Source organism: Acrocarpospora catenulata, from assembly GCF_018476525.1.
Classification (GTDB): Bacteria; Actinomycetota; Actinomycetes; order Streptosporangiales; family Streptosporangiaceae; genus Acrocarpospora; species Acrocarpospora catenulata.
Genome location: NZ_JAHCST010000008.1, coordinates 232024 through 258782, shown reverse-complemented (window position 1 = coordinate 258782; position 26759 = coordinate 232024). Strand labels below are relative to the sequence as shown.

At 70.5% G+C, this 26759-nt stretch carries 17 protein-coding genes; 14 read left to right on the top strand and 3 right to left on the bottom strand.

The genetic code is table 11. The annotated features are described in order from the left end of the window. The first annotated feature begins 13 nt into the window (after positions 1 to 13). The 8 genes from KIP79_RS11195 (at position 14) to sppA (ending at position 11055) form a co-directional block, all read left to right on the top strand. Positions 14 to 922 (top strand): ABC transporter substrate-binding protein, encoded by a 909-nt coding sequence (locus KIP79_RS11195; RefSeq protein WP_214104650.1) that lies wholly within the window; start codon positions 14 to 16, stop codon positions 920 to 922. Positions 923 to 974: 52 nt separating this feature from the next. Beyond that, complete coding sequence (locus KIP79_RS11190) at positions 975 to 1454, top strand: flavin reductase family protein (protein WP_308169666.1); 480 nt, start codon at positions 975 to 977, stop codon at positions 1452 to 1454. Positions 1455 to 1595: 141 nt separating this feature from the next. Continuing rightward, on the top strand, positions 1596 to 3788 hold the full coding sequence (gene glgB, locus KIP79_RS11185; protein WP_214104649.1) for a 1,4-alpha-glucan branching protein GlgB: 2193 nt from the start codon (positions 1596 to 1598) through the stop codon (positions 3786 to 3788). Between the two features lie 124 nt (positions 3789 to 3912). Continuing rightward, a complete protein-coding gene (locus tag KIP79_RS11180; protein WP_214104648.1) occupies positions 3913 to 5013 on the top strand; it encodes a hypothetical protein in 1101 nt (366 codons plus the stop codon). A gap of 110 nt (positions 5014 to 5123) precedes the next feature. Continuing rightward, a complete protein-coding gene (locus tag KIP79_RS11175) occupies positions 5124 to 6035 on the top strand; it encodes an FKBP-type peptidyl-prolyl cis-trans isomerase (protein ID WP_214104647.1) in 912 nt (303 codons plus the stop codon). 73 nt (positions 6036 to 6108) lie between these two features. Then, the gene (locus KIP79_RS11170; protein ID WP_214104646.1) at positions 6109 to 7548 is read left to right on the top strand and encodes a hypothetical protein; all 1440 of its coding nucleotides are present in this window, start codon (positions 6109 to 6111) and stop codon (positions 7546 to 7548) included. Positions 7549 to 7667: 119 nt separating this feature from the next. Then, a complete protein-coding gene (locus KIP79_RS11165) occupies positions 7668 to 9275 on the top strand; it encodes a glycosyl hydrolase family 18 protein (protein ID WP_214104645.1) in 1608 nt (535 codons plus the stop codon). An 88-nt stretch (positions 9276 to 9363) separates the two neighbouring features. Then, positions 9364 to 11055 (top strand): signal peptide peptidase SppA, encoded by a 1692-nt coding sequence (gene sppA, locus KIP79_RS11160; RefSeq protein WP_214104644.1) that lies wholly within the window; start codon positions 9364 to 9366, stop codon positions 11053 to 11055. Here sppA and KIP79_RS11155 read toward each other — a convergent pair. From KIP79_RS11155 to KIP79_RS11145, 3 genes are read right to left on the bottom strand one after another with little or no spacing between them, the layout of a single operon-like run. Further along, complete coding sequence (locus tag KIP79_RS11155; RefSeq protein ID WP_214104643.1) at positions 11052 to 12398, bottom strand: maltokinase N-terminal cap-like domain-containing protein; 1347 nt, start codon at positions 12396 to 12398, stop codon at positions 11052 to 11054. The two genes, sppA and KIP79_RS11155, sit on opposite strands and share 4 nt — an antisense overlap. Positions 12399 to 12401: 3 nt before the next feature. Beyond that, positions 12402 to 14111, bottom strand: a complete 1710-nt coding sequence (gene treS / locus KIP79_RS11150) for a maltose alpha-D-glucosyltransferase (RefSeq protein WP_214104642.1) — start codon at positions 14109 to 14111, stop codon at positions 12402 to 12404. A gap of 31 nt (positions 14112 to 14142) precedes the next feature. Then, positions 14143 to 16194 carry an alpha-1,4-glucan--maltose-1-phosphate maltosyltransferase gene (locus KIP79_RS11145; protein ID WP_214104641.1) on the bottom strand — a complete coding sequence of 684 codons (2052 nt, stop codon included), beginning with the start codon at positions 16192 to 16194 and terminating at the stop codon, positions 14143 to 14145. A 380-nt stretch (positions 16195 to 16574) separates the two neighbouring features. Here KIP79_RS11145 and glgP point away from each other — a divergent pair, with 380 nt between their 5' ends. The 6 genes from glgP to KIP79_RS11115 all read left to right on the top strand — a co-directional run bounded on the left by glgP (position 16575) and on the right by KIP79_RS11115 (position 26731). Further along, positions 16575 to 19175, top strand: coding sequence for an alpha-glucan family phosphorylase (glgP, locus tag KIP79_RS11140; protein WP_214104640.1), 2601 nt, complete (start codon positions 16575 to 16577; stop codon positions 19173 to 19175). Between the two features lie 320 nt (positions 19176 to 19495). Next, entirely contained in the window at positions 19496 to 20338 is an 843-nt protein-coding gene (locus KIP79_RS11135; protein WP_214104639.1) for a M55 family metallopeptidase, read from the top strand. A 39-nt stretch (positions 20339 to 20377) separates the two neighbouring features. Continuing rightward, positions 20378 to 21919 (top strand): flavin monoamine oxidase family protein, encoded by a 1542-nt coding sequence (locus KIP79_RS11130; RefSeq protein WP_214104638.1) that lies wholly within the window; start codon positions 20378 to 20380, stop codon positions 21917 to 21919. 2 nt (positions 21920 to 21921) lie between these two features. Further along, a complete protein-coding gene (locus KIP79_RS11125; protein WP_214104637.1) occupies positions 21922 to 22434 on the top strand; it encodes a YbaK/EbsC family protein in 513 nt (170 codons plus the stop codon). 106 nt (positions 22435 to 22540) lie between these two features. Next, positions 22541 to 24691: a serine/threonine-protein kinase gene (locus KIP79_RS11120; RefSeq protein ID WP_214104636.1), complete on the top strand. Its 2151-nt coding sequence runs from the start codon at positions 22541 to 22543 to the stop codon at positions 24689 to 24691. Continuing rightward, positions 24692 to 26731, top strand: coding sequence for a serine/threonine-protein kinase (locus KIP79_RS11115; protein ID WP_214104635.1), 2040 nt, complete (start codon positions 24692 to 24694; stop codon positions 26729 to 26731). It abuts the gene before it with no gap. The last annotated feature ends 28 nt before the right edge of the window (positions 26732 to 26759 follow it).

Below are 26759 nucleotides of genomic sequence, written 5' to 3'. Positions count from 1 at the left end.
TGAAGGGATCTTGATGAAACGCATCATCGGCATCGCGGTTGCCGCGATGTTCGCCTTGTCCGCTTGTGGTGGCACTGATCCATTGACTGAGGCCACGCCCTCCAGCGCCGCCCCCGCCAGCTCGTCGGGAGCCCCCGCTTCCGTCACGATCGGCTCGTTCAACTTCCCCGAGAGCGTGCTGCTCGCCTCCATCTACGCGCAGGCGCTTCAGGCCAAGGGCGTCACCGTCACCGAGAAGCCCAACATCGGGACCCGCGAGGTCGTCTACGGCCAGGTCTCCACCGGCGGCCTGAGCATCGTGCCGGAGTACATCGGCTCGCTGCTGGCCTTCGTGGACAAGAACGCCACCGCCAAGAGCACCGACGACGTGGTGGCCGCGCTGAAGGCCGCGCTGCCCGCGGAGGTGGAGATCCTGGCCCCCTCCCAGGCGCAGGACAACAACTCCCTGACCGTCACCAAGGAGACGGCCACCAAGGAGAACCTGAAGACCATCGAGGACCTGGCCAAGGTCTCCAAGGACTTCATCGTGGGCGGGCCGCCGGAGTTCAAGCAGCGGCAGGAGGAGAACTTCAAGAACACCTACGGCCTGGAGTTCAAGCAGTGGGAGCCCACCGGGGACACCACCGCGGACGCCATCAAGAGCGGCACCATCCAGGTCGGGAACGTCTTCACCACCGACCCCAAGATCGTTCTGAACGACCTGGTCTCGCTGGAGGACAACAAGTTCGCGTTCGCGGCCGAGAACGTCACGCCGCTGGTCTATAAGGCGGCGGTCGACCCGACGGTCACCGCGACCCTGGACGCGATCTCCGCCAAGCTCACCACCCAGTCGCTGCTCGACCTGATGAAGCGCATCGCGGTGGATAAGGACGACCCGCCGGTGGTGGCCAAGGACTGGCTGACCCAGAACGGGCTGCTCTGACGCTTTGATCCCCGGGGCCCGTGCCGTACGGCACGGGCCTTAGGGTTTTCCGGTGGGCGAGTTCACCGAGGCGATGGCGCAACTGGCGGGCGGAGTGGCCGTGGTCACCGTCCGGGACGACCGGGACGACGTGGGCAACACGATCACCACCCTGCTCTCCGTCTCGGCCGACCCGCCGACCGTGCTGATCAGCCTCACCTCGGCGAGCTACCTCAACGAGCTCCTGCTCCGGCGCGACCGCTGGGCGGTCACCCTGCTGGCCGGCGGCCAGCAGAGCATCGCCTCCCGGTTCGCCACCCCCGGCCGCCCCGGCGCCCGCCTCCTGCTGGCCGGCCTGCCCCACCACCGCGGCCCGCACTCCGAGGCCCTGATCGTCGACGGCGGCGTGGCCGCCCTGGAGGCCGAGACCACCCGCGTCATCCCGGCCGCCGACCACACCCTCTTCCTGGCCACCGTCCTGTCCGTCGACTACGTCGATCCCGCCAGACCCCCACTGGTACGGCTCCGCTCGCGCTATCGTCCGGTCCCCTAGCCGGTTCACGGGCGTCTTACCGACGCGTGAACCGAATGTCACGCAGATCTTTCGGGCGCGGGGGGTGGGTGCTCGGGGCGTTCTGGGGCAGGGTAGGAGCGAGCCGGGTGGCGGCGGTGACGCGAGGAGTGATCTGTAACAGTGAGCGACCAGACGCGCAGGGAGTTGGACCGGCTGGCCGGTGGAGCTCACCACGATCCGCATTCGATCCTGGGGGCACATCCGACCCATGACGGAGTGCTGATCCGGGTGCTCCGGCCGCTGGCCGCCAAGGTCGAGGCGCTGGTCGACGGAGTGGCGTACGAGTTGCGGCACGTGGCCTTCGGGGTGTTCGAGGCGACGGTGCCCGGGTTGGACAAGATTCCGGCGTACCGGCTCAGGGTGGCCTACGAGGGCGGCGAGCCGTTCGAGACCGGGGATCCGTACCGGCACTGGCCCACCCTGGGCGAGGTGGACCTGCACCTGATCGGGGAGGGGCGGCACGAGCGGCTCTGGGAGGTGCTCGGGGCCCGGGTGCTCACCCACGATGAGGAGGAGGGCACCGCGTTCGCCGTCTGGGCGCCGAACGCGCTCGGCGTCCGGGTGATCGGCGAGTTCAACCACTGGAACGGGGGCGGCCACCCGATGCGCTCGCTCGGCCGTTCCGGGGTCTGGGAGCTGTTCGTGCCCGGCGTGGCGCCCGGCGAGCAGTACAAGTTCCAGATCCTCGGCGTGGACGGGGTCTGGCGGAGCAAGGCCGACCCGATGGCCAGGCGCACCGAGGTGCCCCCGCAGACCGCCTCCATCGTGGAACGCTCGGAGTACGTCTGGGGCGACGAGGAGTGGATGGCCGAGCGGGCGGTCAAGGACGCCCTGGCCTCGCCGATGAGCACCTACGAGGTGCATCTCGGCTCCTGGCGGCCCGGCCTGAGCTACCGGCAGCTGGCCGAACAGCTCACCGCGTACGTGACGGACCTGGGTTTCACGCACGTGGAGTTCCTGCCGGTGGCCGAGCACCCGTTCGGCGGCTCCTGGGGTTACCAGGTGACCTCCTACTACGCGCCGACCTCCCGGTTCGGCACGCCGGACGACTTCCGGTTCCTGGTGGACACGCTGCACCAGGCCGGGGTCGGGGTGATCGTGGACTGGGTGCCCGCGCACTTCCCGATGGACGAGTGGGCGCTGGCCCGGTTCGACGGCACCCCGCTGTACGAGCACGCCGACCCCGACCGCGGCGAGCATCCCGACTGGGGCACCTACGTCTTCGACTTCGGCCGCCGCGAGGTCCGCAACTTCCTGGTCGCCAACGCGCTCTACTGGCTCCGCGAGTTCCACGTGGACGGGCTCCGGGTGGACGCGGTGGCCTCCATGCTCTACCTGGACTACTCCCGCCGGGAGGGCCAGTGGAAGCCCAACGTGTACGGCGGGCGGGAGAACCTGGACGCCATCGAGTTCCTCAAGGAGATGAACGCGGTCTGCTACCGGGAGGCCCCGGGCATCGTCACCATCGCCGAGGAGTCGACCGCCTGGCCAGGGGTTTCCCGGCCGGTGCACCTGGGCGGGCTGGGGTTCGGCTTCAAGTGGAACATGGGGTGGATGCACGACTCCCTGGCGTACATGAAGCACGAGCCGGTGTTCCGGCAGTACCACCATCACCAGATGACCTTCTCCCTGATGTACGCCTACTCGGAGAATTTCGTGCTGCCGCTCTCGCACGACGAGGTGGTGCACCTGAAGGGCTCGCTGCTGGGCAAGATGCCCGGCGACGAATGGCAGCGGTTCGCCAACCTGCGGGCGCTGTACGCCTTCATGTGGGCCCATCCCGGCAAGCAGCTGCTTTTCATGGGCGGGGAGTTCGGCCAGGGCTCGGAATGGTCGGAGTCCAAGGGACTCGACTGGTGGATGCTGGATTTCGACTTCCACCAGGGGGTGCAGCGGCTGATCCGGGACATGAACGCCGTCTACGCGGCGACCCCGGCGCTCTATTCGCAGGACCACTCGCCGGACGGGTTCCGGTGGATCGACGCCGACGACGCGTCGGGCAACGTGTTCTCCTTCCTGCGGTACGGCAGTGACGGTTCGGTGCTCGCCTGCGTGGCCAATTTCTCCGGCGGGCCGCACGAGGACTACCATCTCGGGCTTCCGCTCGAAGGGCGCTGGGACGAGGTGCTCAACACCGACGCCTACACCTACGCGGGCGGGGGCGTCGGCAACCTCGGCGGGGTGAGCGCCGTCGAGGAGCCCCGGCACGGCCTGCCCTATTCGGTACGCCTCCGGGTGCCTCCGCTGGGCGCGATCTGGCTCCAGCACAAACCGGAAATTTCGGAAATTGTGTCGGTTGAGGGGAATGAGTGACCTTGGCGTTTGTTAGCGTCCGTTAGGGTTCGTGCGCACTCTTTACCGGTGATGTCTGGAGGGTAATGTGCCACGGCGGTGTCGTGGTTATTTCAGGCTATTTCCGGCAAATGGAGTGTTCCTCATGCGAGGATCGGTCTTTTTCCGGCGCGGCGGCGCCCTGGTCGTGTCCGCCGTCGCCGGACCGCTCATGATGTGCGGCGCGTACGCCGCCGACCGCGGTCACCTCGACGGCGCGGCGACGGCCGCCGAGGGGGCCACCGAGGGGATCACCGTGGACGGGCTCCGCGGCGACCCCCGGGACGTGTCCAACTGGGGGACGGTGCTGACCAGCACCGGCTGCGTGCAGGCCGACGCCTGGGTCGCCCGTCTGAAGGGCCTCAACGGCTTCCTCAACACCACCCTCTTCCCTGCCCACTATCCCGAGCACGGCCAGACCCACGCCTCCGCCGTGGGCCGCAGGATGGTCGACCTCAAGGTGCCCGACCCGACCGGCCTCACCTCCGGCCTCTCCTTCGGGGAGGCGTCCGGCTTCTACGCCCGGGCGGTCGGCCATGCCGTACCGGCGCGGCGGGGCGGTGAGCAGGCCGTCCCGTGCGCGGCGTACGCGGAGGTGGGCGGCGCGGTGTTCGACGTCGGCCTGCCCAGCCTGCCCAGCGTGGGGCTGCTGGCCAGCGCCACCGGCACGGGGGGCGGCCTGCTCAACCAGGCCACCCCGTTCCGCCCCGGACGCTCTCCGGCCTGGGCCGAGCTGCGCGACTCCTCACCGGTCCGCATCCACCTGGAGGACGTCGCCGTCTCCGCCCGGTCGGTGCCCGGCAAGCCCGTACGGCTCACCAGCGGCGTCTCCGGCGGTTTCCTCGCCACCTACGGCACGAAGATCCTGCACTTTCCCGCCAAATGGCCGGCCAACCTCGGCTTCGAACTCCCGACGCCCTACGGCGCCCCGCTCGGGGTGGTCACCACCAACGAGCAGATCACCGTCAACCCCAACGGCACCGCCACCCTGACCCCCGGACGGTCCGCCTACGAGCAGAACCCGGCCGCCCCCGGCGGCTACGTCAACGCGGTGCACCTCAGCGTGCTCGGCACCAACGCCGCCGACCTCACCGTCGGCCACGCCGCGGTGCTCAACCGCACCCCGGTCAGCGCCGACCAGACGGTGGTGTTCCCGTGCGTGCCGCCCTCCGTACAGGAGACGGACTGCGAGCACGCGCGACGGTGACCGGCCGTGGTGACCGGCCTTGTTACGGAATCAGCAGCGGCGGGGCAAGGATTCGGCACCTCGGCCCCGCCCAGGCCCGGCGACCGGCGCGCGACACCGATGATCGACCTGTGCGCCGGTCCCTGCTCACCGCCCTTGCCCTCTACCCGCTGACCGCCTGCGCCCGGCCGCCCGGGTCATCCGGGTCGTCCGGGCCGCCCCTTCAGGTCACGGGGCCGTTCGCCACCCGCCCGAGAGTGACCCTGCCCGGCGGACCGCCTCCCGCGCAGCCGGTCGTGCAGGTGCTCTCCACCGGACGCGGCCCGATCGTGGAGCGCGGCCAGGCGGTCATCGCCCATGCCGACATCCGCCTGTGGAGCACCGGCCGCACGTACCTGAGCACCTACAGCCTCAACCAGCCCACCACCGTCCTGCTGGACGGACGGCACGTCGCACCCACCTGGGCCACCGCCCTGCTCGGCCGCCCGGCCGGCACCCGGGTCGCCCTCATCGCCCCCGCCACCCAGGGCTTCGGCCCCGGCGGGCTGTCCCCCGCCGGGGTCGCCCCCACCGAAACCCTGGTCATCGTCTTCGACATCCTCGCCGCGTACGCCCCGACCGCCCACGTGACCGACGCCCCCGGCCCCGCCACCCGCCCCAGGGTCATCGGCTTCCCGCCCACGCTCACCTCCTTCCCCGCCCAGCCTCCGCAGGCCCTGACCACCCACACCCTCCACCAGGGCACCGGCGCCCCTCTCCGCCCCGGCGCGACCGTCTTCGTCCAGTACGTCACCACCCCCTGGGGTTCCAGGACCCCCACCGACGCCTCCTACGCCCGAGGCGGCCCCAACGGCTTCCTCCTCGTCGGCAACGCCGTCCCCCCGGGCTGGGTCAGCGGGCTCACCGGCATCCCCACGGGCAGCCGCGTCCTGCTGATCTCCCCACCCAAACCCGGCTTCACCGCCACCACCGGGGGCGTCATCGTCCCCCGCGACACCCATGCCGCCTACGTGATCGACATCCTCGGCGCCCGCCGACCATGACGCCCCGGCGTCAGCTTGGTGACGAAAGCGCGGCGGGGCGAACTTCAGGGGGCGCGGTCTCATCTCTTCGGACATGAGGAGATCCGCGCTGGCTTGGATCGGGCATCCGGGGACCGTTGTGGCCGTGGTCGTGCTGCTGGTCAACGACCATTTCCTGAAGGCGGCCTGGCCGGGGGTCGTGACCGGGAAGCTCAGTGACGTCGCGGGGCTGGTCGTCGCCCCGGCGCTGGTCAACCTGGTGGTGCGCGAGGCGCGGGTGGCCCTGCTGGTGGTGGGGGCCGGTTTCGCGGTGGTCAAGAGCACGGAGGGCGGGGCCGAGGTCGCCTCGCAGGCGTGGAGCCTGGTGTGGGGGCCGTCGCGGGTGCTCGCGGATCCCACGGATCTGCTCACGCTGCCCGCGCTCTGGCTGGCCTGGTGGATCTGGACGCACCCGGACCCGAGGGCGGAGCGGCTGGCCCGGGTGGCGGTGGTGATTCCGGTGGCGGTGGTGGCCGTGGCGGCGACCAGTCCGGCGATGCCGTTCCGGCCGTACAGCGCGTTCGCGGTGGACGTGGCCGACGGTGTGATCACGGTGGAGACGCGCGGTGGGCCGTCATATCCGGGGGACCCGAACATCAGCTACTTCTCCTCCGACGGCGGGCGATCGTGGGTGTGGCGGATGGCACCGCGGGTGGTCTCCCAGCAGGAGGACTGCGTGGCGGGCCGGCCGGGGCTGTGTTACCGGATCGTCCCCGGCAGGCTCAAGGTGGAGGAGTCCAGGGGCGGCCGGTGGGTGACCGCGTGGGAGGTGCCGCCCGGTGAGCAGGATCGGCTGGTCAGGGCGTACCCGGCGGATCTTCCGGAAGACACCGAGGTGGTGGAGTCGCTGGCGGTCGCGGCGGGGGAGGTGCCGGGCGGGTACGTGGTGGTGGTCGCCAACGGCGCGGACGGGATCGCGCTGCGGGACACCGCGGGGGTGTGGCGGCGGCTGGGCTGGGGGAACGACGGGTTCGACGAGGCGAAGACCGTGCCGCTGACCGTACGGGGGGACTACGGGAAGGCGGTTCCCGCGGCGGCGTTGCTGGCGGCGATGTCGGCGGTGCTGATCGTGCTCGGGGCCGGCGTGCGGACCGTCGGCTTCGCCGTGGCGGCGTTGATCCTGTGGGCGGGGGAGGCCGTGTTCTGCACGCTCCTGACCATGTACATACCGTCCGGCGGTCTGCTGCCCGGGTCGGACAGTCGCCTGGGGGCCTGGGCGTTGCGGCTCCTGACGGCGCTGGTTCTCGTCGCCGTCGGACTGCTTTTCACGCTGCTGAACGGCACGAAGGCCAGGATCGGGGCCAGGGCCTGGCTGATCGCCCTGGCCAGCGGACCGGCCGTCTATTTCGCGGTCATGGCGCCGTTCTATGCCTGGAGCAGGGGCGTCCTGGACCACTTCACGACGGCGACGGGCCTGGCGATCGCCCTGGGGGTGATCACGGCCGCCGGAGGCGTCGCCGCGATGTTCCTTAGGCCCGGCTTAAAGGGACATTAACCCCGCAGACACCCCATTGACCGCGATCCATGATGGACCATACGCTCCAGGTCAACTAATAGGAAACTTTCCTAAGAGTTCGATTCGACCTCTCTGACCTGGAGAAACCCTTGCGTCGAATGACATTCGGGTCCCTGATCGCCGCGGCGGCGCTGCTGGTGCCGCTGGGCATCGGGACGGCATCCGCTGCCACGCCGGCCACCGCCACCTATGCCGTCAGCTCGGACTGGGGTTCCGGGTTCGAGGGGAAGGTGACCGTCCGGGCAGGCGACACCGCCCTCAGCTCCTGGCGGGTGGAGTTCGACGTGCCGGCCGGCACCACCATCAGCTCGGCCTGGGACGCCGACATGACGAAGAGCGGCAACCACTACACCTTCGTGAACAAGGGCTGGAACGGCGCGGTCGCGGCAGGCGGCTCCGTCAGCTTCGGGTTCATCGGAGCGCCCGGCGGGCTCGCGACCCTGCAGAACTGCAAGCTGAACGGCGCGGCCTGCACCGGCGGCCCGACCTCCAGCCCCAGTCCCACGCCGACCGCCAGCCCCAGTCCCACGCCGACCGCCAGCCCGTCGCCCAGCCCGACCCCGACCAACACGCCGACGCCCCCGCCCGGCGGCCGCAAGGTCATCGGCTACTTCACCAACTGGGGCATCTACGGCCGGAACTACCACGTCAAGAACCTGGAGACCAGCGGCACCGCCGCCAAGCTCACCCACATCCTGTACGCCTTCGGCAACGTCACGGGCGGCCAGTGCGCGCTCTCCGACACCTACGCCGACTACGACAAGGCGTACTCGGCGGCCGACTCGGTCAACGGCGTGGCCGACACCTGGGACACGGGCGCGCTCCGCGGCAACTTCGGCCAGCTGCGCCGCCTGAAGGCCATGTACCCCGGCCTGAAGGTGATCTTCTCCTTCGGCGGCTGGACCTACTCCGGCGGCTTCACCCAGGCCGCGGCCAACCCCACCGCGTTCGCCAACAGCTGCTACAACGTGGTCAAGGACCCGCGCTGGGCCGACGTCTTCGACGGCATCGACATCGACTGGGAGTACCCGAACGCCTGCGGCCTCACCTGTGACGCCACCGGCTTCGCCTCCTTCAAGAACCTGATGCAGGCGCTGCGGAACCGCTTCGGCTCCAGCGCCCTGGTGACCGCGGCGATCACCGCCGACGGCACCAACGGCGGCAAGATCGACGCGGCCGACTACGCGGGCGCCGCCCAGTACGTCGACTTCTACATGCCGATGACCTACGACTACTTCGGCGCCTTCGCCGCGCAGGGCCCGACCGCCCCGCACTCCCCGCTCACCTCCTACACCGGCATCCCGACCGCGGGCTTCTACTCCGACGCGGCCATCCAGAAGCTGAAGAGCAAGGGCATCCCCGGCAGCAAGCTGCTGCTCGGCATCGGCTTCTACGGCCGGGGCTGGACCGGGGTGACCCAGAGCGCCCCCGGCGGCACCGCCACCGGCGCCGCGCCCGGCACGTACGAGGCGGGCATCGAGGACTACAAGGTCCTCAAGACCAAGTGCCCCGCCACCGGCACGGTCGGCGGCACGGCGTACGGCTTCTGCAACGGCCAGTGGTGGGGCTACGACACCCCCAGCACCATCACCGGCAAGATGACCTACGCCAAGAACCAGGGCCTGGCCGGCGCCTTCTTCTGGGAGACCAGCGGTGACACCGCCAACGGCGAGCTGATCAGCGCCATCTCCAACGGCCTCAGGTAAAAGCAACCCTCACGCAAGATCCGGCCCCCGCGTCCCGCCAGACGCGGGGGCCGCCCGCGTCACGCGCAGGGGCCTTAGGGTGGCGGGTATGGACGCGACAAAGGCGATCATGGAGACCGTCGGCAGGGTGCGCCAGCGCCGCTCCGGGCCGCTGGTCCTGGAACTGGATCTGACCGAGGGACTCACCGAGGGCCCGCCCGCCGACCCGCTGGGCGCGCTGCTCACCATGCGCAAACCGCGCCTGGCCGACGTGCTCGCGGGGCTGCGCAGGGCCCGCCGCGACCCCCGGGTCAAGGCGCTCATCGTGCGGATCGGCTCGGCCCCGCTCGGCCTGGGCATGGTCCAGGAGCTGCGCGGCGCCGTGGTGCGCCTGCGTGCCGCGGGCAAGCTCACCGTCGCCTACGCGGAGACCTTCGGCGAGTTCGGCACCGGAACCGTGCCCTACTACCTGGCCAGCGCCTTCGAGCGGGTCTACCTCCAGCCCTCCGGCGACGTCGGGCTGACCGGGGTCGCGCTGGAGCAGCGGTTCGTCAAGGGCGCGCTGGCCAAGCTGAACGTGGAATACCAGATCGGCCAGCGGCACGAGTACAAGACCGCGGCCAACATGTTCACCAAGGACCACATGACCGAGGCGCACCGCGAGTCCTACTCCCGGATCGCCGAGTCGGTCACCGAGCAGATCGTCGCCGGCATCGCCGAGTCCCGCCCGCTGGAACCCGCCCGGGTCCGCGAGCTCATCGACCAGGGCCCCTTCCTCGGCCCGGAGGCGCTGGAAGCCGGCCTGGTGGACGGCCTGAAGTACCGGGACGAGGTGTACGCGGAGGCCGTCCCTGAGGGCTCCCACCTGCTGTACGTCTCCCGCTACGCCAAGACCGCCACCCCCAGGAGGCTCCCGCACCCCGGCGAGGAGGTGGTCGCCCTGGTGCACGGCTCCGGCGCGATCCGGCTCGGCCGCAGCGGGCGTTCCCCGCTGGGCGGCGGCAGCGCGATGGGCTCCGACACCATCGCCGCCGCGCTGCGCGCGGCCCGCAGGGACGACAAGGTGCGCGCGATCGTCTTCCGGGTGGACAGCCCCGGCGGCTCGTACGTGGCCTCCGACACCATCTGGCGGGAGGTGGTCCTGGCCCGCAAGTCCGGCAAGCCGGTCATCGTGTCGATGGGGGACCTGGCGGCCTCCGGCGGCTACTTCGTCTCCATGGCGGCCGACGTGATCGTCGCCCAGCCGGGCACGCTCACCGGCTCCATCGGCGTCTTCGGCGGCAAGCCGGTGCTGGGCGAGCTGCTCAACCGGGTCGGCGTGGTCTCCGAAGCGATCACCGAGGGCGCCAACGCCGGCATGTTCTCCCTCACCCGGGGCTTCTCCGAGGCCCAGTGGGCCAAGGTGAACACCTGGCTGGACCGGGTCTACGACGACTTCGTGGGCAAGGTCGCGCAGGGCCGGCAGATGGATCGCCACCGTGCCCACGAGCTGGCCCGCGGCCGGGTCTGGACCGGCGCGGACGCCCGCGCCAACGGCCTGGTGGACGAGCTCGGCGGCCTGGAGGACGCGCTGGCCATCGCCCGCAAACGGGCCGGCCTGGCGGTGGACGCCCCCGTGCGCCCCTACCCCCGTCTGAACCCGCTGGAGCGGTTGCGCCCGCCCGAGTCGAGCGAGGACCGCGCGGCGGCGATGGCCAGGGTCCGGCTGGAGGCGTGGGGCCCGATCGCGGCGCTCGCCGCCGAACTTGGCCTGCCTGCCTTCGGCCCGCTCATCCTGCCGGGGCAGTGGCGGATCAGTTAGTGCTCGTGGAAGGCCGCGAGCGGGATCGGTAGCCAGCTCGGGCGGTTCCTGGCCTCGTACACGACCTCGTACACGGCCTTGGAGAGTTTGAGGGCGTGCAGCAGGACGGCGTCGGCGCCGTTCACGCTGCCGCCCGCCTCGGTGTAGCCGGTCAGGAAGGCGGCCCGGTTGCGGGCCGCCCACTCCTGCGCCCGTTCGGCCAGCGCGGCCGCGTCCGGGTGGTCGGCCAGCAGGTGGCGCGCGGCGTACTCGATGGAGCGGAGCATGCCCGCCACGTCCCGCAGCGGCGAGTCCAGCGCCCGCCGTTCGGCCAGCGGCTGCCCCGGCTCGCCCTCGAAGTCGAGGACCACCCAGTCCGAGGCGGTCCGCATCACCTGCCCGAGGTGGTAGTCCCCGTGCACCCGCTGCACCGCCACCGGCCGGTCCACGTCGGCCAGCCGGTCGTAGGCGGCGTGCGCCACCCCGGCGTGCTCCTCCAGCGCCGGCACCTCGACGATGGCCCGGTCCAGCCGCCGCCGGAAGCGCTCGGTCATCCGCTTGACCTCGACCGGCTCGATCACCGCGGTCGGGAAGCACCGGGCCAGGTCCCGGTGCACCTGCGCGGTGGCGTTGCCCAGCCGCCGCGCCTCGGCCGCGAAGTCGCCCCCGGCGTCGGCCGCCGAGATCCCGCGCGGCGAGGCGTACAGGTCGCGCACGCTGGTCAGCGCCATCTGCCAGCCCTCGCTGGCGTTGGACAGGAACTCCTGCATGATGGCGAGCGTGGTCGGCTCGCCGTCCAGCGGCGTCTCGACCCACCCGTACGGCCGGGCCACGTGGGTCGACCCGGCCTTGGCCAGCGCGGTGACGATCTCCAGTTCGGGGTTGACCCCGGGGACCAGGGCCCGGAACAGCTTCAGGATGTACTTGTCGCCGTACACGATCGAGGTGTTGGACTGCTCGGCCGTCATCACCAGGCTGCGCGGAGCGGTGTCGATGTCCACCCCGGGCACCCGGTGGAAGGCCAGCGGGTCGATGCCCAGGTCCACGTCCATGCCGGCCAGCAGCCGCCCGGTGAGCTCGGCGTCGTGGGCCGCGTCGTAGGCGTGCCGTTCCCGGCCGCCCCACTCGGTGCGGCCGATGTGCACGTGCCTGAGCCGGTCGGGGAGCTCGTCGCGCAGCCCCAGCAGGAGCTGGTAGCGGGTGGTGGTCTCGCCCTGCCGTACCGCGAGGATGAGCAGGGCGAGGATGGGGTCGTCGGCGGCGAGCTGGGTGCTTGACTCGATCGACACCCCGTCGATCGGGCGCCCCTTACCGGCGAACCAGCGTTGATTGGCGATCCAGCCGGTAAGGAGCTCAGTCAGCACGTTCTATTCCTCCCGTGACACCGGTGGGATGGTGAACCAGTAGAAACCATGCCCTGGAAGCGTCAAAAGATACGGAAGTTCGCCAATTGGGGGGAAGGGAACTCCGCCCATGCACTCCACCGGCATGGCCCCCTCGAACCGCCGCAGGTCCAGCTCGACCGGCTGCGGGAAGCGGGACAGGTTGTTGACGCAGAGTACCCGGTCGTCCCCCAGCTCCCGGACGAACGCCAGCACGCTGGGGTTGGAGGAGTTGAGCTCGGTGAAGTCGCCGAGGCCGAAGACCGGGTGGCGCTTGCGGATGTCGATCATCCGCTTGGTCCAGTGCAGCAGCGAGCCGGAGCTCTTCTGCTGCGCCTCCACGTTGATCGCCTGGTACCCGTAGATCGGGTCCATGATGACCGGCAGGTAGAGCCGCCCGGGGTCGCAGTTGGAGAATCCGGCGTTCCGGTCGGGCGTCCACTGCATCGGGGTACGGACGCCGTCCCGGTCGCCCAGCCAGATGTTGTCCCCCATGCCGATCTCGTCCCCGTAGTAGAGCACGGGGGAGCCGGGCAGGGAGAGCAGCAGCGCGGTGAACAGCTCGATCTGGTTGCGGTCGTTCTCCAGCAGCGGCGCCAGGCGACGGCGGATGCCCACGTTGGCGCGCATCCGGGGGTCCTTGGCGTACTCGGAGTACATGTAGTCGCGCTCTTCGTCGGTGACCATTTCGAGGGTGAGCTCGTCATGGTTGCGGAGGAAGATGCCCCACTGGCAGTTCTCCGGGATCTTGGGGGTCTGCGCCAGGATCTCGGAGATGGGGTAGCGCGACTCCCGCCGTACCGCCATGAAGATGCGCGGCATCAGCGGGAAGTGGAAGGCCATGTGGCACTCGTCGCCGCCGGTGACCGGGTCGCCGAAGTACTCCACCACGTCGGCCGGCCACTGGTTGGCCTCGGCCAGCAGCACCCGGTCCGGGTAGAGGCGGTCCACCTCGGCGCGGACGCGCTTGAGGTAGGCGTGGGTCTCCGGCAGGTTCTCGCAGTTGGTGCCCTCCTGCTCGAACAGGTAGGGGATGGCGTCCATCCGGAAGCCGTCGATGCCCAGGTCCAGCCAGAACCGGAGCACCTCCAGCATGGCCTCCTGCACCGCCGGGTTCTCGTAGTTGAGGTCCGGCTGGTGGCTGAAGAACCGGTGCCAGTAGTACTGGCCGCGCACCGGGTCGTGGGTCCAGTTGGAGGTCTCGGTGTCGACGAAGATGATCCGGGCGTCCTTGTACTTCTCGTCGTCGTCGTTCCAGACGTAGAAGTCGCCGTACGGGCCGTCCGGGTCGCGCCGGCTGGCCTGGAACCACGGGTGCTGGTCGCTGGTGTGGTTCATGACCAGGTCGGCGATGACCCGGATGCCGCGCTTGTGGGCCTCCTCGACCAGCCTCACGAAGTCCCCCAGGTCCCCGAAGTCCGGGAGGATCTTCATGAAGTCGGCGATGTCGTACCCGCCGTCGCGCAGCGGCGACTCGTACAGGGGAAGTAGCCAGAGGCAGTCCACGCCGAGCCACTGGATGTAGTCGAGCTTGTCGATCAGGCCTCGGATGTCGCCCGTGCCGTCCCCGTTGGAGTCGGCGAAGCCGCGGATGAGCACCTCATAGAACACGGCCCGCTTGTACCAGTACTGGTCGCGGGGCTTCTCGTGCGTGAAGGTGTTCGGAATCGGCTGATGCGGCGGTGTAGGACTCACCGTTGTACTCCCCGGTTGTGCAAGGGCTGTCTCACGCGCGGTGCGTTGTCCCGTTACGCAGCGTGAAGACGTGTGCAGGATGGACATGTGGGTCGAGGCGCACGTAGTTAGCCTGCCGCCAGCGGTACGACTCGCCGGAGAGTTCGTCGTCCACGACGAACTCGGCGTGCCAGTCGAGGCCTAGGGCCGGCATGTCCAGCTGGACGGTGCCCTCATGGGTGTTGTGCGGATCCAGGTTGACCACGGCCAGGACGACGTCGCCTATGCCGTGCCGTCGTGTGGCCGTGTCGTAGGCGCCAGGGAGCCGCTTGGAGAAGCAGATCACATCCGGCTGATCAACGTTGTGAAACCGTAGATTACGCAATTCCTGGAGGGAGGGGTGGGCTCTTCTGAACAAATTGAGGTGCGTGATGAAGGGGGCGAGGCTGCGGCCCTCCCGTTCGGCCGCGGCCCAGTCACGCGGGCGGTACTGGTACTTCTCGCTGTCCAGGTACTCTTCGCTCCCCGGTCGGACCGGGACGTTCTCCCCGAGCTCGTACCCCGCGTAGACGCCCCAGCTGGGAGCGGTCAGCGCGGCCAGTACGGCCCGGATCTTGAATGCCGGGATCCCTCCGTGCTGAAGGTACTCATGGAGGATGTCCGGGGTGTTAACGAACAGGTTCGGGCGCAAAAAGTGTGATGTCTCATTCGCCAGCTCAGACAGGTACTGCTCCACCTCGGCACGGGAGTTCTTCCAGGTGAAGTAGGTGTAGGACTGGTGGAAACCCACCTTGGCCAGCGTCTGCATCATCGCCGGGCGGGTGAAGGCCTCCGACAGGAAGAGTACGTCCGGGTCGGTGGTCCTGATGTCGGCCAGCAGCTTCTCCCAGAACTGCACCGGCTTGGTGTGCGGGTTGTCCACCCGGAAGATCCGCACGCCGTGCGCCATCCAGTGCAGCACCACCCGCTTGACCTCGGCGAAGATGCCCGCCGGGTCCCGGTCGAAGTTGAGCGGGTAGATGTCCTGGTACTTCTTGGGCGGGTTCTCGGCGTATGCGATGGAGCCGTCGGCCCGGATGTTGAACCACTCCGGGTGGTCCTTCACCCACGGGTGGTCGGGGGAGCACTGCAAGGCCAGGTCCAGCGCCACCTCCATGCCCAGCTCGCGGGCCTTGGCGACGAACGCGGCGAAGTCCTCGATGGTGCCCAGGTCCGGGTGGATCGCGTCGTGGCCGCCCTCCTCGCCGCCGATCGCCCACGGCGAGCCGGGGTCGCCCGGTTCGGGGGTCAGGGTGTTGTTCCTGCCCTTCCGGAAGGCCATGCCGATGGGGTGGATCGGGGGCAGGTAGACCACGTCGAAGCCCATCTGCGCGACGGCCGGCAGACGCTTCGCCGCGGTCGCGAAATTTCCGGACTTGGCGATGCCCTCTTCGACGATCGCGCCCTCCGAGCGCGGGAAGAACTCATACCACGAGCCGAACAGCGCCCGCCGCCGGTCCACCCGGATCTTCACCGGCGTGGCCTTGGTGACCAGGTCGCGGAGCGGGTGCGCGGCGATCAGCGCGGCCGTCTCCGGCAGCTGGGCCGTCGCGTACCGGGCCCTGGGGTCCACCTCGTCGTCCCTGAGCTTGGCGGCCAGCGCCTGCAGGGCCGCCCGGTGGCCGCAGATCCGCAGCTCACCGGGGGTGGCGGCGGGCGGGCAGTCGGCGGCGCGCACCGCTCGGGCGGCCCGCTCGAAGAGCCGGGCACCCTCCTCGCACATCAGGTCCGGGTCCAGACCACGCGGGATCTTGATCCCGGCGTCGTGCAGCCAGGTGGCGATCGGGTCGCTCCACGCCTCGACCCGGACCGACCACAGCCCTTCCGCGGGCAGTGACACCGTCACGCTCCACCGATCGGTGCCCTGCGCCGGCTCGCGCATGGGCAGCAGCCGCCCGGTCTTGCCCTCGGGGTCGATGAGCACGACCCCCGCGGCGACCGCGTCGTGTCCCTCCCGGAACACGGTGGCGCTGATCTCGAAGGTCTCCCCGGCGACGGCCTTGGCGGGGCGCTTCCCGCAGTCGACGACGGGGTGGATGTCCTGGATTGGGATTCGTCCGATCATCGTTTCTCAACGTAGCGACGGCACACCCGGTGCTCGCCGGAGTTCACGGGGCAGGATCGATCTTGGCTCGGAGTTGGGGCAGCACGGACCGCGACCCGCCGACCGGGCCTTCGGCTCATACAGGAGTTGCCCCAATGCTCCATGTTTACCCGTGGATATGAAAGAGGATCGTATGGGTCAACTCCATTCCCTTTCCGGGAGTTGTCGAACGGGTGCCGGCCGTACACGATCGGCCTCGGAACTGGAGCTCGGCTCACAGTCCATACTCTGGTTCCGTGAGGTTTGAGCAAGTTTGCTTATGGTGAGAGCGCTGTAGAGGCACGCCATGCCGTCCCGGTTCCGCCCCATCCACCCACTCCGATCCCCTAGGGTCTGGCCACGTGAGAGCTATTCGCAGGTTCACCGTCCGTACCGTCCTTCCGGCCGAACTCGCCCCGCTCGGTGAGCTGGTCCAGAATCTCCGCTGGTCGTGGCACCCGGAGACGATGGACCTGTTCGCCGAGGTGGACCCCGACGTGTGGGAGCGCGTCGGGCACGACCCCGTCGCGCTGCTCGGCGCCGTGGCCGCCGACCGCCTCCGCGCCCTCGCCCAGGACCGGCGCTTCCTGCGCCGCCTCGCCGACGCGGCCGACGACCTCCGCGAGTACATCACCGGCCCTCGCTGGTACCAGACCCTTTCCGGCGGTCCCAAAGCCATCGGTTACTTCTCCCCGGAGTACGGCATCGCGGCCGCCCTGCCGCAGTACTCCGGCGGCCTCGGCATCCTGGCCGGCGACCACCTGAAGGCCGCCAGCGACCTCGGCGTGCCCATCCTCGGCGTCGGCCTGCTCTACCGGCACGGCTACTTCACCCAGTCGCTGTCGCCCGAGGGCTGGCAGCAGGAGCACTACCCCTCGCTCGACCCGGGCGGCCTGCCGCTGACCCTGCTCAAGGAGGCCGACGGCACGCCGTCCCGGATCCGGATCGGCCTGCCCGGCGGGCGGGTGCTGCACGCCCAGATCTGGGTGGCCCAGGTCGGGCGCATCCCGCTGCTGCTGCTCGACTCCGACGTGGCCGACAACGACATCGCCGCCCGCGACGTCACCGACCGCCTGTACGGCGGTGGCGGCGACCACCGGCTGATGCAGGAGCTGCTGCTCGGCATCGGCGGGGTGCGGGCGCTGCGCGCGTACTGCCGGATCACCGGCCACCCCGAGCCTGAGGTCTTCCACACCAACGAGGGCCACGCCGGCTTCCTCGGCCTGGAGCGCATCCGCGAGCTCACCGAGGCCCGGCTCTCCTTCGACGAGGCGCTGGAGGCGGTGCGCGCGGGCACGGTCTTCACCACGCACACCCCGGTTCCGGCCGGTATCGACCGGTTCCCGGCCGACATGATCGCCCGGCAGTTCGGCGGCGACAACGCCTGGCCGACCGTGAGCGTGGACCGCATCCTGGAGCTCGGCGCCGAGCCGGACACCCCGGAATCCGGGGAGAAGGCCGTCTTCAACATGGCCGTCATGGGCATGCGCCTGGCCCAGCGGGTCAACGGCGTCTCGCTGCTGCACGGCGAGGTCAGCCGGGAGATGTTCCAGGGCCTCTGGCCGGGCTTCGACCTGTCCGAGGTGCCGATCGGCTCGATCACCAACGGCGTGCACGCGCCCACCTGGGTGGGCCGCGAGGTGATGGAGCTGGCCGGCGGCGAACTGCCCACCATGGTGGACATCACCCAGGGCTGGGAGGCCGTGCGCAAGCTCTCCGACGGCGACATCTGGACGATCAGGGGCCAGCTGCGGGGCCGGCTGGTGGCCGACGCGCGCCGGCGGCTGCGCCGCTCCTGGCGGGACCGGGGGGCCTCCGAGGCCGAGCTGGGCTGGACCGACGAGGCGCTCGACCCGAACGTGCTGACCATCGGGTTCGCCCGGCGGGTGCCCTCCTACAAGCGGCTGACGCTGATGCTCAGCGACCCCGAGCGGCTGCGCGAACTGCTGCTGGACCCGGACAAGCCGGTGCAGATCCTGATCGCGGGCAAGGCGCACCCGGCCGACGAGGGCGGCAAGAAGCTGATCCAGCAGATCGTGAAGTTCGCCGACATGGAGGACGTGCGGCACCGGATCGTCTTCCTGCCCGACTACGACATGGCCCTCGGCCAGCTGCTCGTGCAGGGCTGCGACGTCTGGATGAACAACCCCCTGCGGCCGCTTGAGGCGTGCGGCACCTCCGGCATGAAGGCCGCGCTCAACGGCGGCCTCAACCTGTCCATCCGGGACGGCTGGTGGGACGAGTGGTACGACGGCACCAACGGCTGGGCCATCCCCACCGCCGACGGCGTCACCGACCCCGAGCGCCGCGACGACCTGGAGGCCACCGCCCTCTACGACCTGATCGAGCGTGAGGTGGCCGACCGGTTCTACGACCGGGCGGCCGACGGGCTGCCCCGGCGCTGGCTGGAGATGGTCAAGCACACCCTCAGCTCGCTCGGCCCCAAGGTGCTGGCCGGCCGCATGCTCCGCGACTACGTCGTGGACCTGTACACCCCGGCCGCCGAGTCCGCCCGCACCCTCTCGGCCGAGCACCACCAGGGCGCCAAGGCGTTCGCCGCCTGGAAGATCCGCGTCTCCCAGGCCTGGCCCGGCCTCCGCGTGGAACACGTGGAAACCTCCGGCATCGGCGACACCCCCGAACTCGGCGCCACCATGGAGATCAACGCCACCATCGCCCTGGGCGACCTCGCCCCGTCCGACCTCCAGGTCCAGGCCGGCTACGGCCGAGTCGGCCTCCACGACGAACTCCTCGACCCCACCTACGTCTCCCTGACCCCTCTCACCACCGGTGACGACGGCCGAGCCACCTTCACCGGCACCATCCCCCTGGACCGCACCGGCGCCTTCGGCTACTCCGTCCGAGTCGTCCCCCACCACCCCCTCATGGCCTCCCCAGCCGAACTCGGCCTCATCGCCGTCCCCGAGGAACCAGCAGGCATGACCAACGGCACCCTCCGCTAGCCGTCCTGTTCCGGCCCGCCGCCTTCACCAGCGGCGGGCCGGCCCAGGTGATCTAAGTGATCTTCCTGATCGAGTCCTGGCTGTTCGTGGATTGTGATCGGGAAGCGGATATCGTGGGCATTTATGTGGGCCCTGATGCGTAGGTTGGTTCCTTCCCGGTTGTGGCGGGCCGTGCGGGTGCGGATTGACGCGCGGTACGTGACCAAGGCTGACCATGTGCGGGACATCAGGGATACCTTGTGGGAGGTACAGATGCTCCGCCGGGAGGTTGTGGCCATGCGGCGGGAGTTGGATCGGCTTCGGGATCTCAAGACGGTTTGATGCGCGTTTATCTGTCGGTCGACATGGAAGGTGTGACGGGGCTGACCGACCCGGAGGAGATGCACGCGGGCGGTCGCGGGTACGAGCGCGGCTGCGAGCTGATGACCGCCGACGCCAACGCGGTGATCGACGGGGTGTACGCGGCGGGGGCCGACACGGTGCTGGTCAACGACGCGCACGGGTCGACCAAGAACCTCAGGATCGACCTGCTGGACACCCGGGCCACGCTGATCAGGGGCCCCGGCAAACCCCACCGGATGGGACAGGGACTGACGGGGGAGTTCGCCGCCGCCTGTTTGGTCGGCTATCACGCGCGGGCGGGCGTGCAGCACGGCGTGCTCAACCACACCTGGATGGGCAAGGAGATCCAGAACGTCTACCTCAACGACGAGATCTGTGGGGAGACGCGGCTGGTGGCCGGGTTCGCCGGGTCCATGGGGGTTCCGGTGGCGCTGGTCACCGGGGACGAGGCCGTCTGCGAGGAGGCCGCGCAGCTGCTCGGCGAGGTGGAGACGGTGGCGGTCAAGAAGGGCATCGACCGCTTCGCCGCCGAACTGCTGCCGCCGACCGTGGCCCAGGAACGTATTCGTGGGGGAGCCGCCAGAGCCCTCAACCGACTGGCGGATTTTTCGCCCTATGCGGTGGAGCCTCCGTACCGGCTCGGGGTCGAGTGGAACTCCACGGCCATCGCCGCGGGCTGCGCCCTCATCCCGGGCAACCGCCAGCTCGGCCCGCGCCACACCGAGTTCAGCACCGACGACTACCACGAGGTCATGGCCCTGTTCGGCATCTTCGCCATGATCGCCGGCCATATCTCCTGCGCCAGCACCATCTACGGCTGACGCCCCCCGGGCGTCACTGATCACCTGGACGGTGGTGACATGAACGACGCCAAGCCGGACGCGCCGGAAAATGACGGAAAAGCCACCCCGGTCACCCGCCGGACCCTGCTGGTGAGCCTCGGCGCCCTCGGTGGCGCGGGCGCCATGTACGCCGCGATGGGCGCGCTCGGCCTGGCCCCGGGGGAGCAGCGCACCAACTACACCCCACCCCAGCCCGCGGACTTCGCGCTGAGCGGCAGGTCCGCCGCGAAGGTGGTCATCCTGGGTGCCGGTGTGGCCGGCCTCGCCTGCGCGTACGAGCTGGGCAAAGCCGGATACGACTGCACGGTCCTGGAGGCCGCCGACCGCGTGGGCGGCCGGAACCTGACCATCCGCGGCGGCGACACCCTCACCGAGACCACCGGAGAACGCCAGCAGGCCACCTTCGGCGAGGGCGTCTACTTCAACGCCGGCCCCGCCAGGATCGCCCAGTGGATGGTCACCCTGGACTACTGCCGCGAACTGGGCGTCCCGATCGAGCCGTTCATCAACGGCAACGCCTCGGCGTATATCTACAACACCGGCATGACCGCCCCGGTCCGCTTCGGCGCCGCCCGCGCCGACACCTACGGCTACCTGTCGGAGCTCCTGGCCAAGGCCACCAGCCAGGGCGCGCTGGACGAAGCGGTCCCCGAGGCCGACCGGCAGGTCCTGCTCGACCTGCTCCGCCAGTTCGGCGACCTCGGCGAGAAGCTCACCTACGAGGGCTCGGTGTTACGCAGGGGCGAAGACGCCCCGCCACCGCTCCGTGAGGTGCTCGGCTACAACCTGGGCCCGGCCCTCACCTACGACCTGACCACCGAGCAGGCGATGCCGATGTTCCAGCCGGTCGGCGGCATGGACACGATCGTCACCGCCCTGGCCGACACGATCGGCCGCGACCGGATCACCCTCTCCGCTGCGGTCACCAAGATCACCAACCTCCCCGACGGCGTCGAGATCACCCACCAGAAGGGCGTGACCAGAGCCGCCTACTGCGTCGCCGCCCTCCCACCCCACCTGATGGCGAAGATCCCCGGCAACCTCACACCCGCCACCCTCACCCAGCTTCGCCAGGCGATCCCCTTCTCCGCGGGCAAGATCGGCCTGGAGTACGGCCGCCGCTGGTGGGAGCTGGAAGACCGGATCTACGGCGGCATCACCGAGACCGACCAGGAGATCGCCCGCATCTGGTACCCCTCCCACGGCTTCCACACCCAGCGCGGCCTGCTCCTCGGCTACTACAACTTCGCCGAGCAGGCCGAGTCCCTCGCCCGCCTCAAACACCCCGAGCGCCTGGAGAAGGCCCTCACCCAGGGCGAGCGCATCCACGGCCCGAAGTACCGCAAGGACCTCCTCGCCGGCGTCTCCATGGCCTGGGACAACCGCCCCCACATCGAGGGCGCCTGGGTGATCGGCCCCGGCCAGCCCATGGGCCCGGACGGCCGGGTCTACTTCGCCGGCGACTGGCTCACCCACCTGATCGCCTGGCAGGCTGGAGCTTTCGAATCCGCCCGGCAGACGGTCACCACGCTGCACCAACGGGCGCTCAAGGAGGGATAGCGATGACGGAGCTGGACTGGGTGCCCGCGGCCGACCGGCTGGACCTGCTGGCGGATCCGGTGGCGAAGGCGCTGCCGGACCTGGCGGTGCGGGTCGCCGAGATCGACCCGGACCTGTCCGACACGGCGGCGTTCTGCGAGAAGTACGGCATCGCCCCGGAGGACTCGGCCAACTGCGTGATCGTGGCCGGCAAGCGGGGCGGCGAGACCCGCTACGCGGCCGTGATGGTGCTGGCCACCGACCGCGCCGACGTGAACGGCGTGATCAGGAAGTGGCTGGACGTCCGGAAGGTCTCCTTCGCCCCGCAGCACGAGGCGGTCGCCCTGACCGGCATGGAGTACGGCGGCATCACCCCGATCGGCCTCCCCGAGGGCTGGCCGGTGCTCGTTGATGAAAACGTGACGCGCCGTTCATCCATCGTGATCGGAAGTGGTGTTCGCAGGTCCAAGCTGGCCCTTTCCGGCGCCGACCTGGTCCGCGCGACAGGGGGCGAGACGCTGGTGCTCACATTGTGACCGTAGGGTGGGAAACCGTTGGCCATCTCCCGCCGTTGTGCTTAGCAGGAATGTGGCCAGATGGTTCACTCATGGACGGTGTTTTAGTCGGTATGGTGCTTAAGGCATGAATCAGGACGACCGACTGGGCCCCTACCGGTTGCTGCGGCGGCTCGGTGAGGGCGGCATGGGCGTGGTTCACCTGGCCCTGGACCCACACGGCAGGCAGGTGGCCGTCAAGGTGCTGCGCCCGGAGGTCGCCGGAGACGACACCGCGCGCCGCCGGCTCTCCCGCGAGGTGGAGACCATGCGCCGGGTCCGCAACCGGCACATCGCCGAGGTGGTGGACGCCGACGTCACCGGTCAGCGCCCGTACATCGTGACGCGGTACGTGCCCGGCCGCCCGCTGGACGAGATCGTCAAGCAGGACGGGCCGCTGAGCGTGGACGCGCTGCTCAGGGTGGCGGGCGGGGTGGCCGAGGCGCTCGCCGCGGTGCACGCCGCCGGGGTCATCCACCGCGACCTGAAACCCGGGAACGTCCTGATGCTGGACGGCGATCCGGTGCTGATCGACTTCGGCATCGCGCAGGCCGTCGACGCCACCCGGCTCACCCAGACCGGCATGTTCATCGGCACGCCCGGCTACCTCGCTCCCGAGATCATCGAGGGCAACGAGGCCGGCCCGGAGGTCGACGTGCACGCCTGGGCGGGCACGCTGCTGTACGCGGCGACCGGCCTGCCGCCCTTCGGCAAGGGCACCCTGGAGATGATCTTCTTCAACATCACCTCCGGCAAGGCGAACGTGGACGCCGCGCCGCCGGTGATCCAGCCGGTGCTCCGCGCCGCGCTCCAGCGGGACCCCGCCAGGCGGCCGAGGGCGGCCGACCTCCGCGACCAGGTGGCCCGGCTGCTGCCGCACGCGCACCGGCCGCGGGTGCCCGACGAGGTCACCACCGTGCCGAACGTGGACGAGACGACCGGCAAGCCGATCGCCGTACTCGGCCTGGACGGGCCGCCGCCGGTGCCGAGGCCGCCCTCCAACCAGCAGGTCAACCAGCCGGTGGCGCCGCTGCGCCCGGCCGACCCGCTGAACACGCCGATGGTGCCGCGCGAGCCGTCCCGCGACTTCGTCTCCCTGCTCGGCGAGGCACCCTCGACCGGGCAGGTCGCCCCACCCCCGCCGAACCAGGGCGACCCCTTCCCGACGGTACGGGTGACGGGGGAGGACCTGCGCCGCGCGGGCCTGTCCCAGCCCGAGGTCGTGGTGCCGCCCCCGGACCAGGGGCTGCCCAAGTACGAGCCGCCCACCATCCCCAAGTACGTCGAAGGCGACATCCCCACCCGGATGGCGCCTCCTTCGCTGCCCTCGGGGCCCAACCCGTGGCCGCCCCAGCCGCCGCCCCCGCAGCCCCAGCCCCAGTCGTACCCCCAGCTGAACCCCCAGCTGAACCCACAGCCGGGTCCGGACGGGGACGTTCCGACCCGCCGGGTCCGGCCGGAGGAACTGCGCCACTCGATCCCTCAGCAGCCGTTCTTCGAACAGGCACCGGAGATCTACGAGCAGACCCCGCATGTGAACCAGCCGCATCCGGTGCCGTTCCAGCAGACGGTCCGGGTGCCCCCGCCCGCCCCGCCGTACAACCCGAGCGTGCGGCCGGGGGCGATGCTGCAGCGCTCCCGCGCGTACGGGGTGGCCAGCGCGCTGATGCTGGTGGCCATGACGGCGGCGGCGGCCATCGCGCCGGTGCTGGTGGCGCTGGTGGTGCTGCCCGCGGTGGCGCTCTTCCGGGCCGCCGACCTCGCCCAGTCCGAGCTCAACGCCCGGCGGCCGATCGGCGAAGCCGCGGCGGACGTGTTCCGCGTGCTCGCCTTCCCCGGGCCGCTGGTCAAATCCATCGCCACCACGCTTGGCCTCGTGTTGTATGGGTTGATACTGGGTGTGCCGGTTACCCTGCTACTGGCGGTTCTGGTGACATCCATGGACGCGAACGCCGCGCTGGCCTGGGGCGTCGCCGTGGCGCTCTGGGCGATCTGCGCGGGGCCCGCCGTGGAGGGTCCCACCCGCCAGGTGCGCCGCACGCTGGCCTCGCTCTTCCCGACCCGGGGGGCGGCCATCGGGGTGGCCTGGGGGATCGGGGTGCTGGCGCTGCTGCTGGCGGGGATCGCCTTGCTGTCGATCCGGGGGGACAACACCGTCGGCCTGTTCTGGGGAGTCGATATCGGGGAAGTGATCAGTCGCTTGGACGACCTACGTTCAAAGGGACCAGGGGGGTCGTAGATGGCCGCTACTGAGGCTCCGGAGCGGATCGGGCCGTACCGCCTGCTCCGCCGGCTCGGTGAGGGCGGCATGGGTGTGGTGCACCTGGGCCTCGACGGGGGCGACCGCGAGGTCGCGGTCAAGGTGCTGCATCCGCACGTCGCCTCCGATCTGAAGGCCAGGGACCGGCTCACCCGCGAGGTGGAGACCATGCGCCGGGTGCGCAGCCCCCGGGTGGCCGAGGTGCTCGACGCGGACCTGGTGGGGGCCACGCCGTACATCGTGACCCGGTTCGCGCCCGGCCGCACGCTGGAACAGCAGGTGCTGGAGGACGGCCCGCTCGGCGGGCGGGACCTGGTCCGGCTGGCCCGCGGGCTCTGCGAGGCGCTGGTCGCCATCCACGCCGCCGACGTCATCCACCGCGACCTCAAGCCGGCCAACGTGATGCTGGTGGAGGACACCCCGGGCGCGTTCCAGCCGCTGGTCATCGACTTCGGCATCGCGCACCTGGTGAACGCCACCCGGCTGACCCAGACCGGCATGTTCGTCGGCACGCCCGGCTACCTGGCCCCCGAGATCATCCGGGACACCGAGATCACCCAGGCGGCGGACGTGCACGCGCTGGCCGCGACGGTGTTCTTCGCCGCCACCGGACAGCCCCCGTTCGGCACGGGGACCTTCGAGGTGGTCTGCTACAACATCCTGGAGGGCAAGGCCAAGGTCGAGCTGGCCCCGGCCTGGCTGCGCGGCTGGCTGCGGCTGGCGCTGGCCACCGACGTGGGCGCCCGGCCGACCGCCGCCGCCCTGCACCGGCTGGCCCGGGGGCTCGACCCGTCGGTCACCGTGTTCAAGGAGTCCCCGGTCACCCACGTGCTGACCGCCGACGACGGGACCCGGGTGCTGGAGGACGGCACCCGCGTGCTGACCGACGGCACGCGCGTCCTGGTGGACGGCACGCAGATCTACACCGACGGCACGAAACAGCTCAACGACGGCACGCGGGTGCTGGCCGACGGGACCAAGATCCTCAGCGACGGCACGCGGGTGGACGGCACCCGGGTGCTGGACGAGGCCCCCAGGAACTCCCCAGGGAACGCCCCCGGGAATGCCAGGGGCGGGGACACGTTCTCCGACCTGCTGCCGCCGGTCAACTACGCCAAGCCCACCAGGGAACCCCGGCAGGCCAAGCCGCGCAAGACCCCACCCCCGCCGCCTCCTCCGCAGATGGCGCCGCCGCCGTACCAGCCCGCCTATCCGCCGCCGTTCCCGGACCAGCGGGTGGCCGGGTACCCGGCGCCGGCGAACGCCCAGCCGAGCGCGCCGCCCCGCCACCAGCCGCCGCCGCCCCCGCAGCCCGGGCCGTACCAGCCGTCGCCGCAGCCGGGCGAGCGGTACCGGGCGCGCCATCCGGTGCTGGCCCTGCTGCTGCTCACCGTGCTGGTCGCGGCGGCCTGCCTGGTCCCGGTGATCGTCAGCCTGACGGCGATCGCGCTGGTGCTCTGCCTGCGGGTCGGCAACTACCTGTTCGGCGACCTGGCGGACCGGCGGCAGGTGCGCGGCGCCAGCGGCGCCGACCCCGTGCTGGCCGTGCTCGGCACCCCGTGGGCGCTGATCAAGGCGGTCTTCGCGACCCTGTTCCAGGTGCCGCTCGCGGTCATGTTCGGCATGTGCGTCTGGGGCGGGCTGGTCTACGGCGCGGGCCTCACCACCGACGCCGCCGCCGGGTACGCGGCCGGGGCGTTCGTGGCCGGGCTCTTCGTGCTCCCCGGCGGGGGCGGCCCGCGCAAGGCGGTGGCCCTGACGCTGAGCAACCTGGTGCGCAGCCCCGGGGCGGGCATGGTGCTGGGCATCGTGGCCGGCACGATCGCCTTCTTCCTGGTGATGACCGCGGCCTCGGCGGACCCGACCTGGGCGCCGTGGCGCCCGCCGTCGGTGGCCATCGACGCGATCGTCAGCGATCTGCGGCAGCGTGGCGAGGACACCGTGGTGAACCTCCTCGGCGGTCTGGTCGAGGATCTGATGAACCGGCTGGGGCTCGGCTTCCTGACCTTCTGGAACTGAGCAGGCCCGCCGGGGGCGGGAAGGGAGG

Coding starts and splice junctions, on each gene's coding strand:
- KIP79_RS11130 (WP_214104638.1), top strand. CDS start 20,378: ATGAACGACGCCAAGCCGGACGCGCCGGAAAATGACGGAAAAGCCACC.
- KIP79_RS11180 (WP_214104648.1), top strand. CDS start 3,913: ATGCGAGGATCGGTCTTTTTCCGGCGCGGCGGCGCCCTGGTCGTGTCC.
- KIP79_RS11195 (WP_214104650.1), top strand. CDS start 14: ATGAAACGCATCATCGGCATCGCGGTTGCCGCGATGTTCGCCTTGTCC.
- KIP79_RS11165 (WP_214104645.1), top strand. CDS start 7,668: ATGACATTCGGGTCCCTGATCGCCGCGGCGGCGCTGCTGGTGCCGCTG.
- KIP79_RS11115 (WP_214104635.1), top strand. CDS start 24,692: ATGGCCGCTACTGAGGCTCCGGAGCGGATCGGGCCGTACCGCCTGCTC.
- KIP79_RS11125 (WP_214104637.1), top strand. CDS start 21,922: ATGACGGAGCTGGACTGGGTGCCCGCGGCCGACCGGCTGGACCTGCTG.
- KIP79_RS11120 (WP_214104636.1), top strand. CDS start 22,541: ATGAATCAGGACGACCGACTGGGCCCCTACCGGTTGCTGCGGCGGCTC.
- KIP79_RS11170 (WP_214104646.1), top strand. CDS start 6,109: ATGAGGAGATCCGCGCTGGCTTGGATCGGGCATCCGGGGACCGTTGTG.
- KIP79_RS11135 (WP_214104639.1), top strand. CDS start 19,496: ATGCGCGTTTATCTGTCGGTCGACATGGAAGGTGTGACGGGGCTGACC.
- sppA (WP_214104644.1), top strand. CDS start 9,364: ATGGACGCGACAAAGGCGATCATGGAGACCGTCGGCAGGGTGCGCCAG.
- KIP79_RS11145 (WP_214104641.1), bottom strand. CDS start 16,194: ATGATCGGACGAATCCCAATCCAGGACATCCACCCCGTCGTCGACTGC.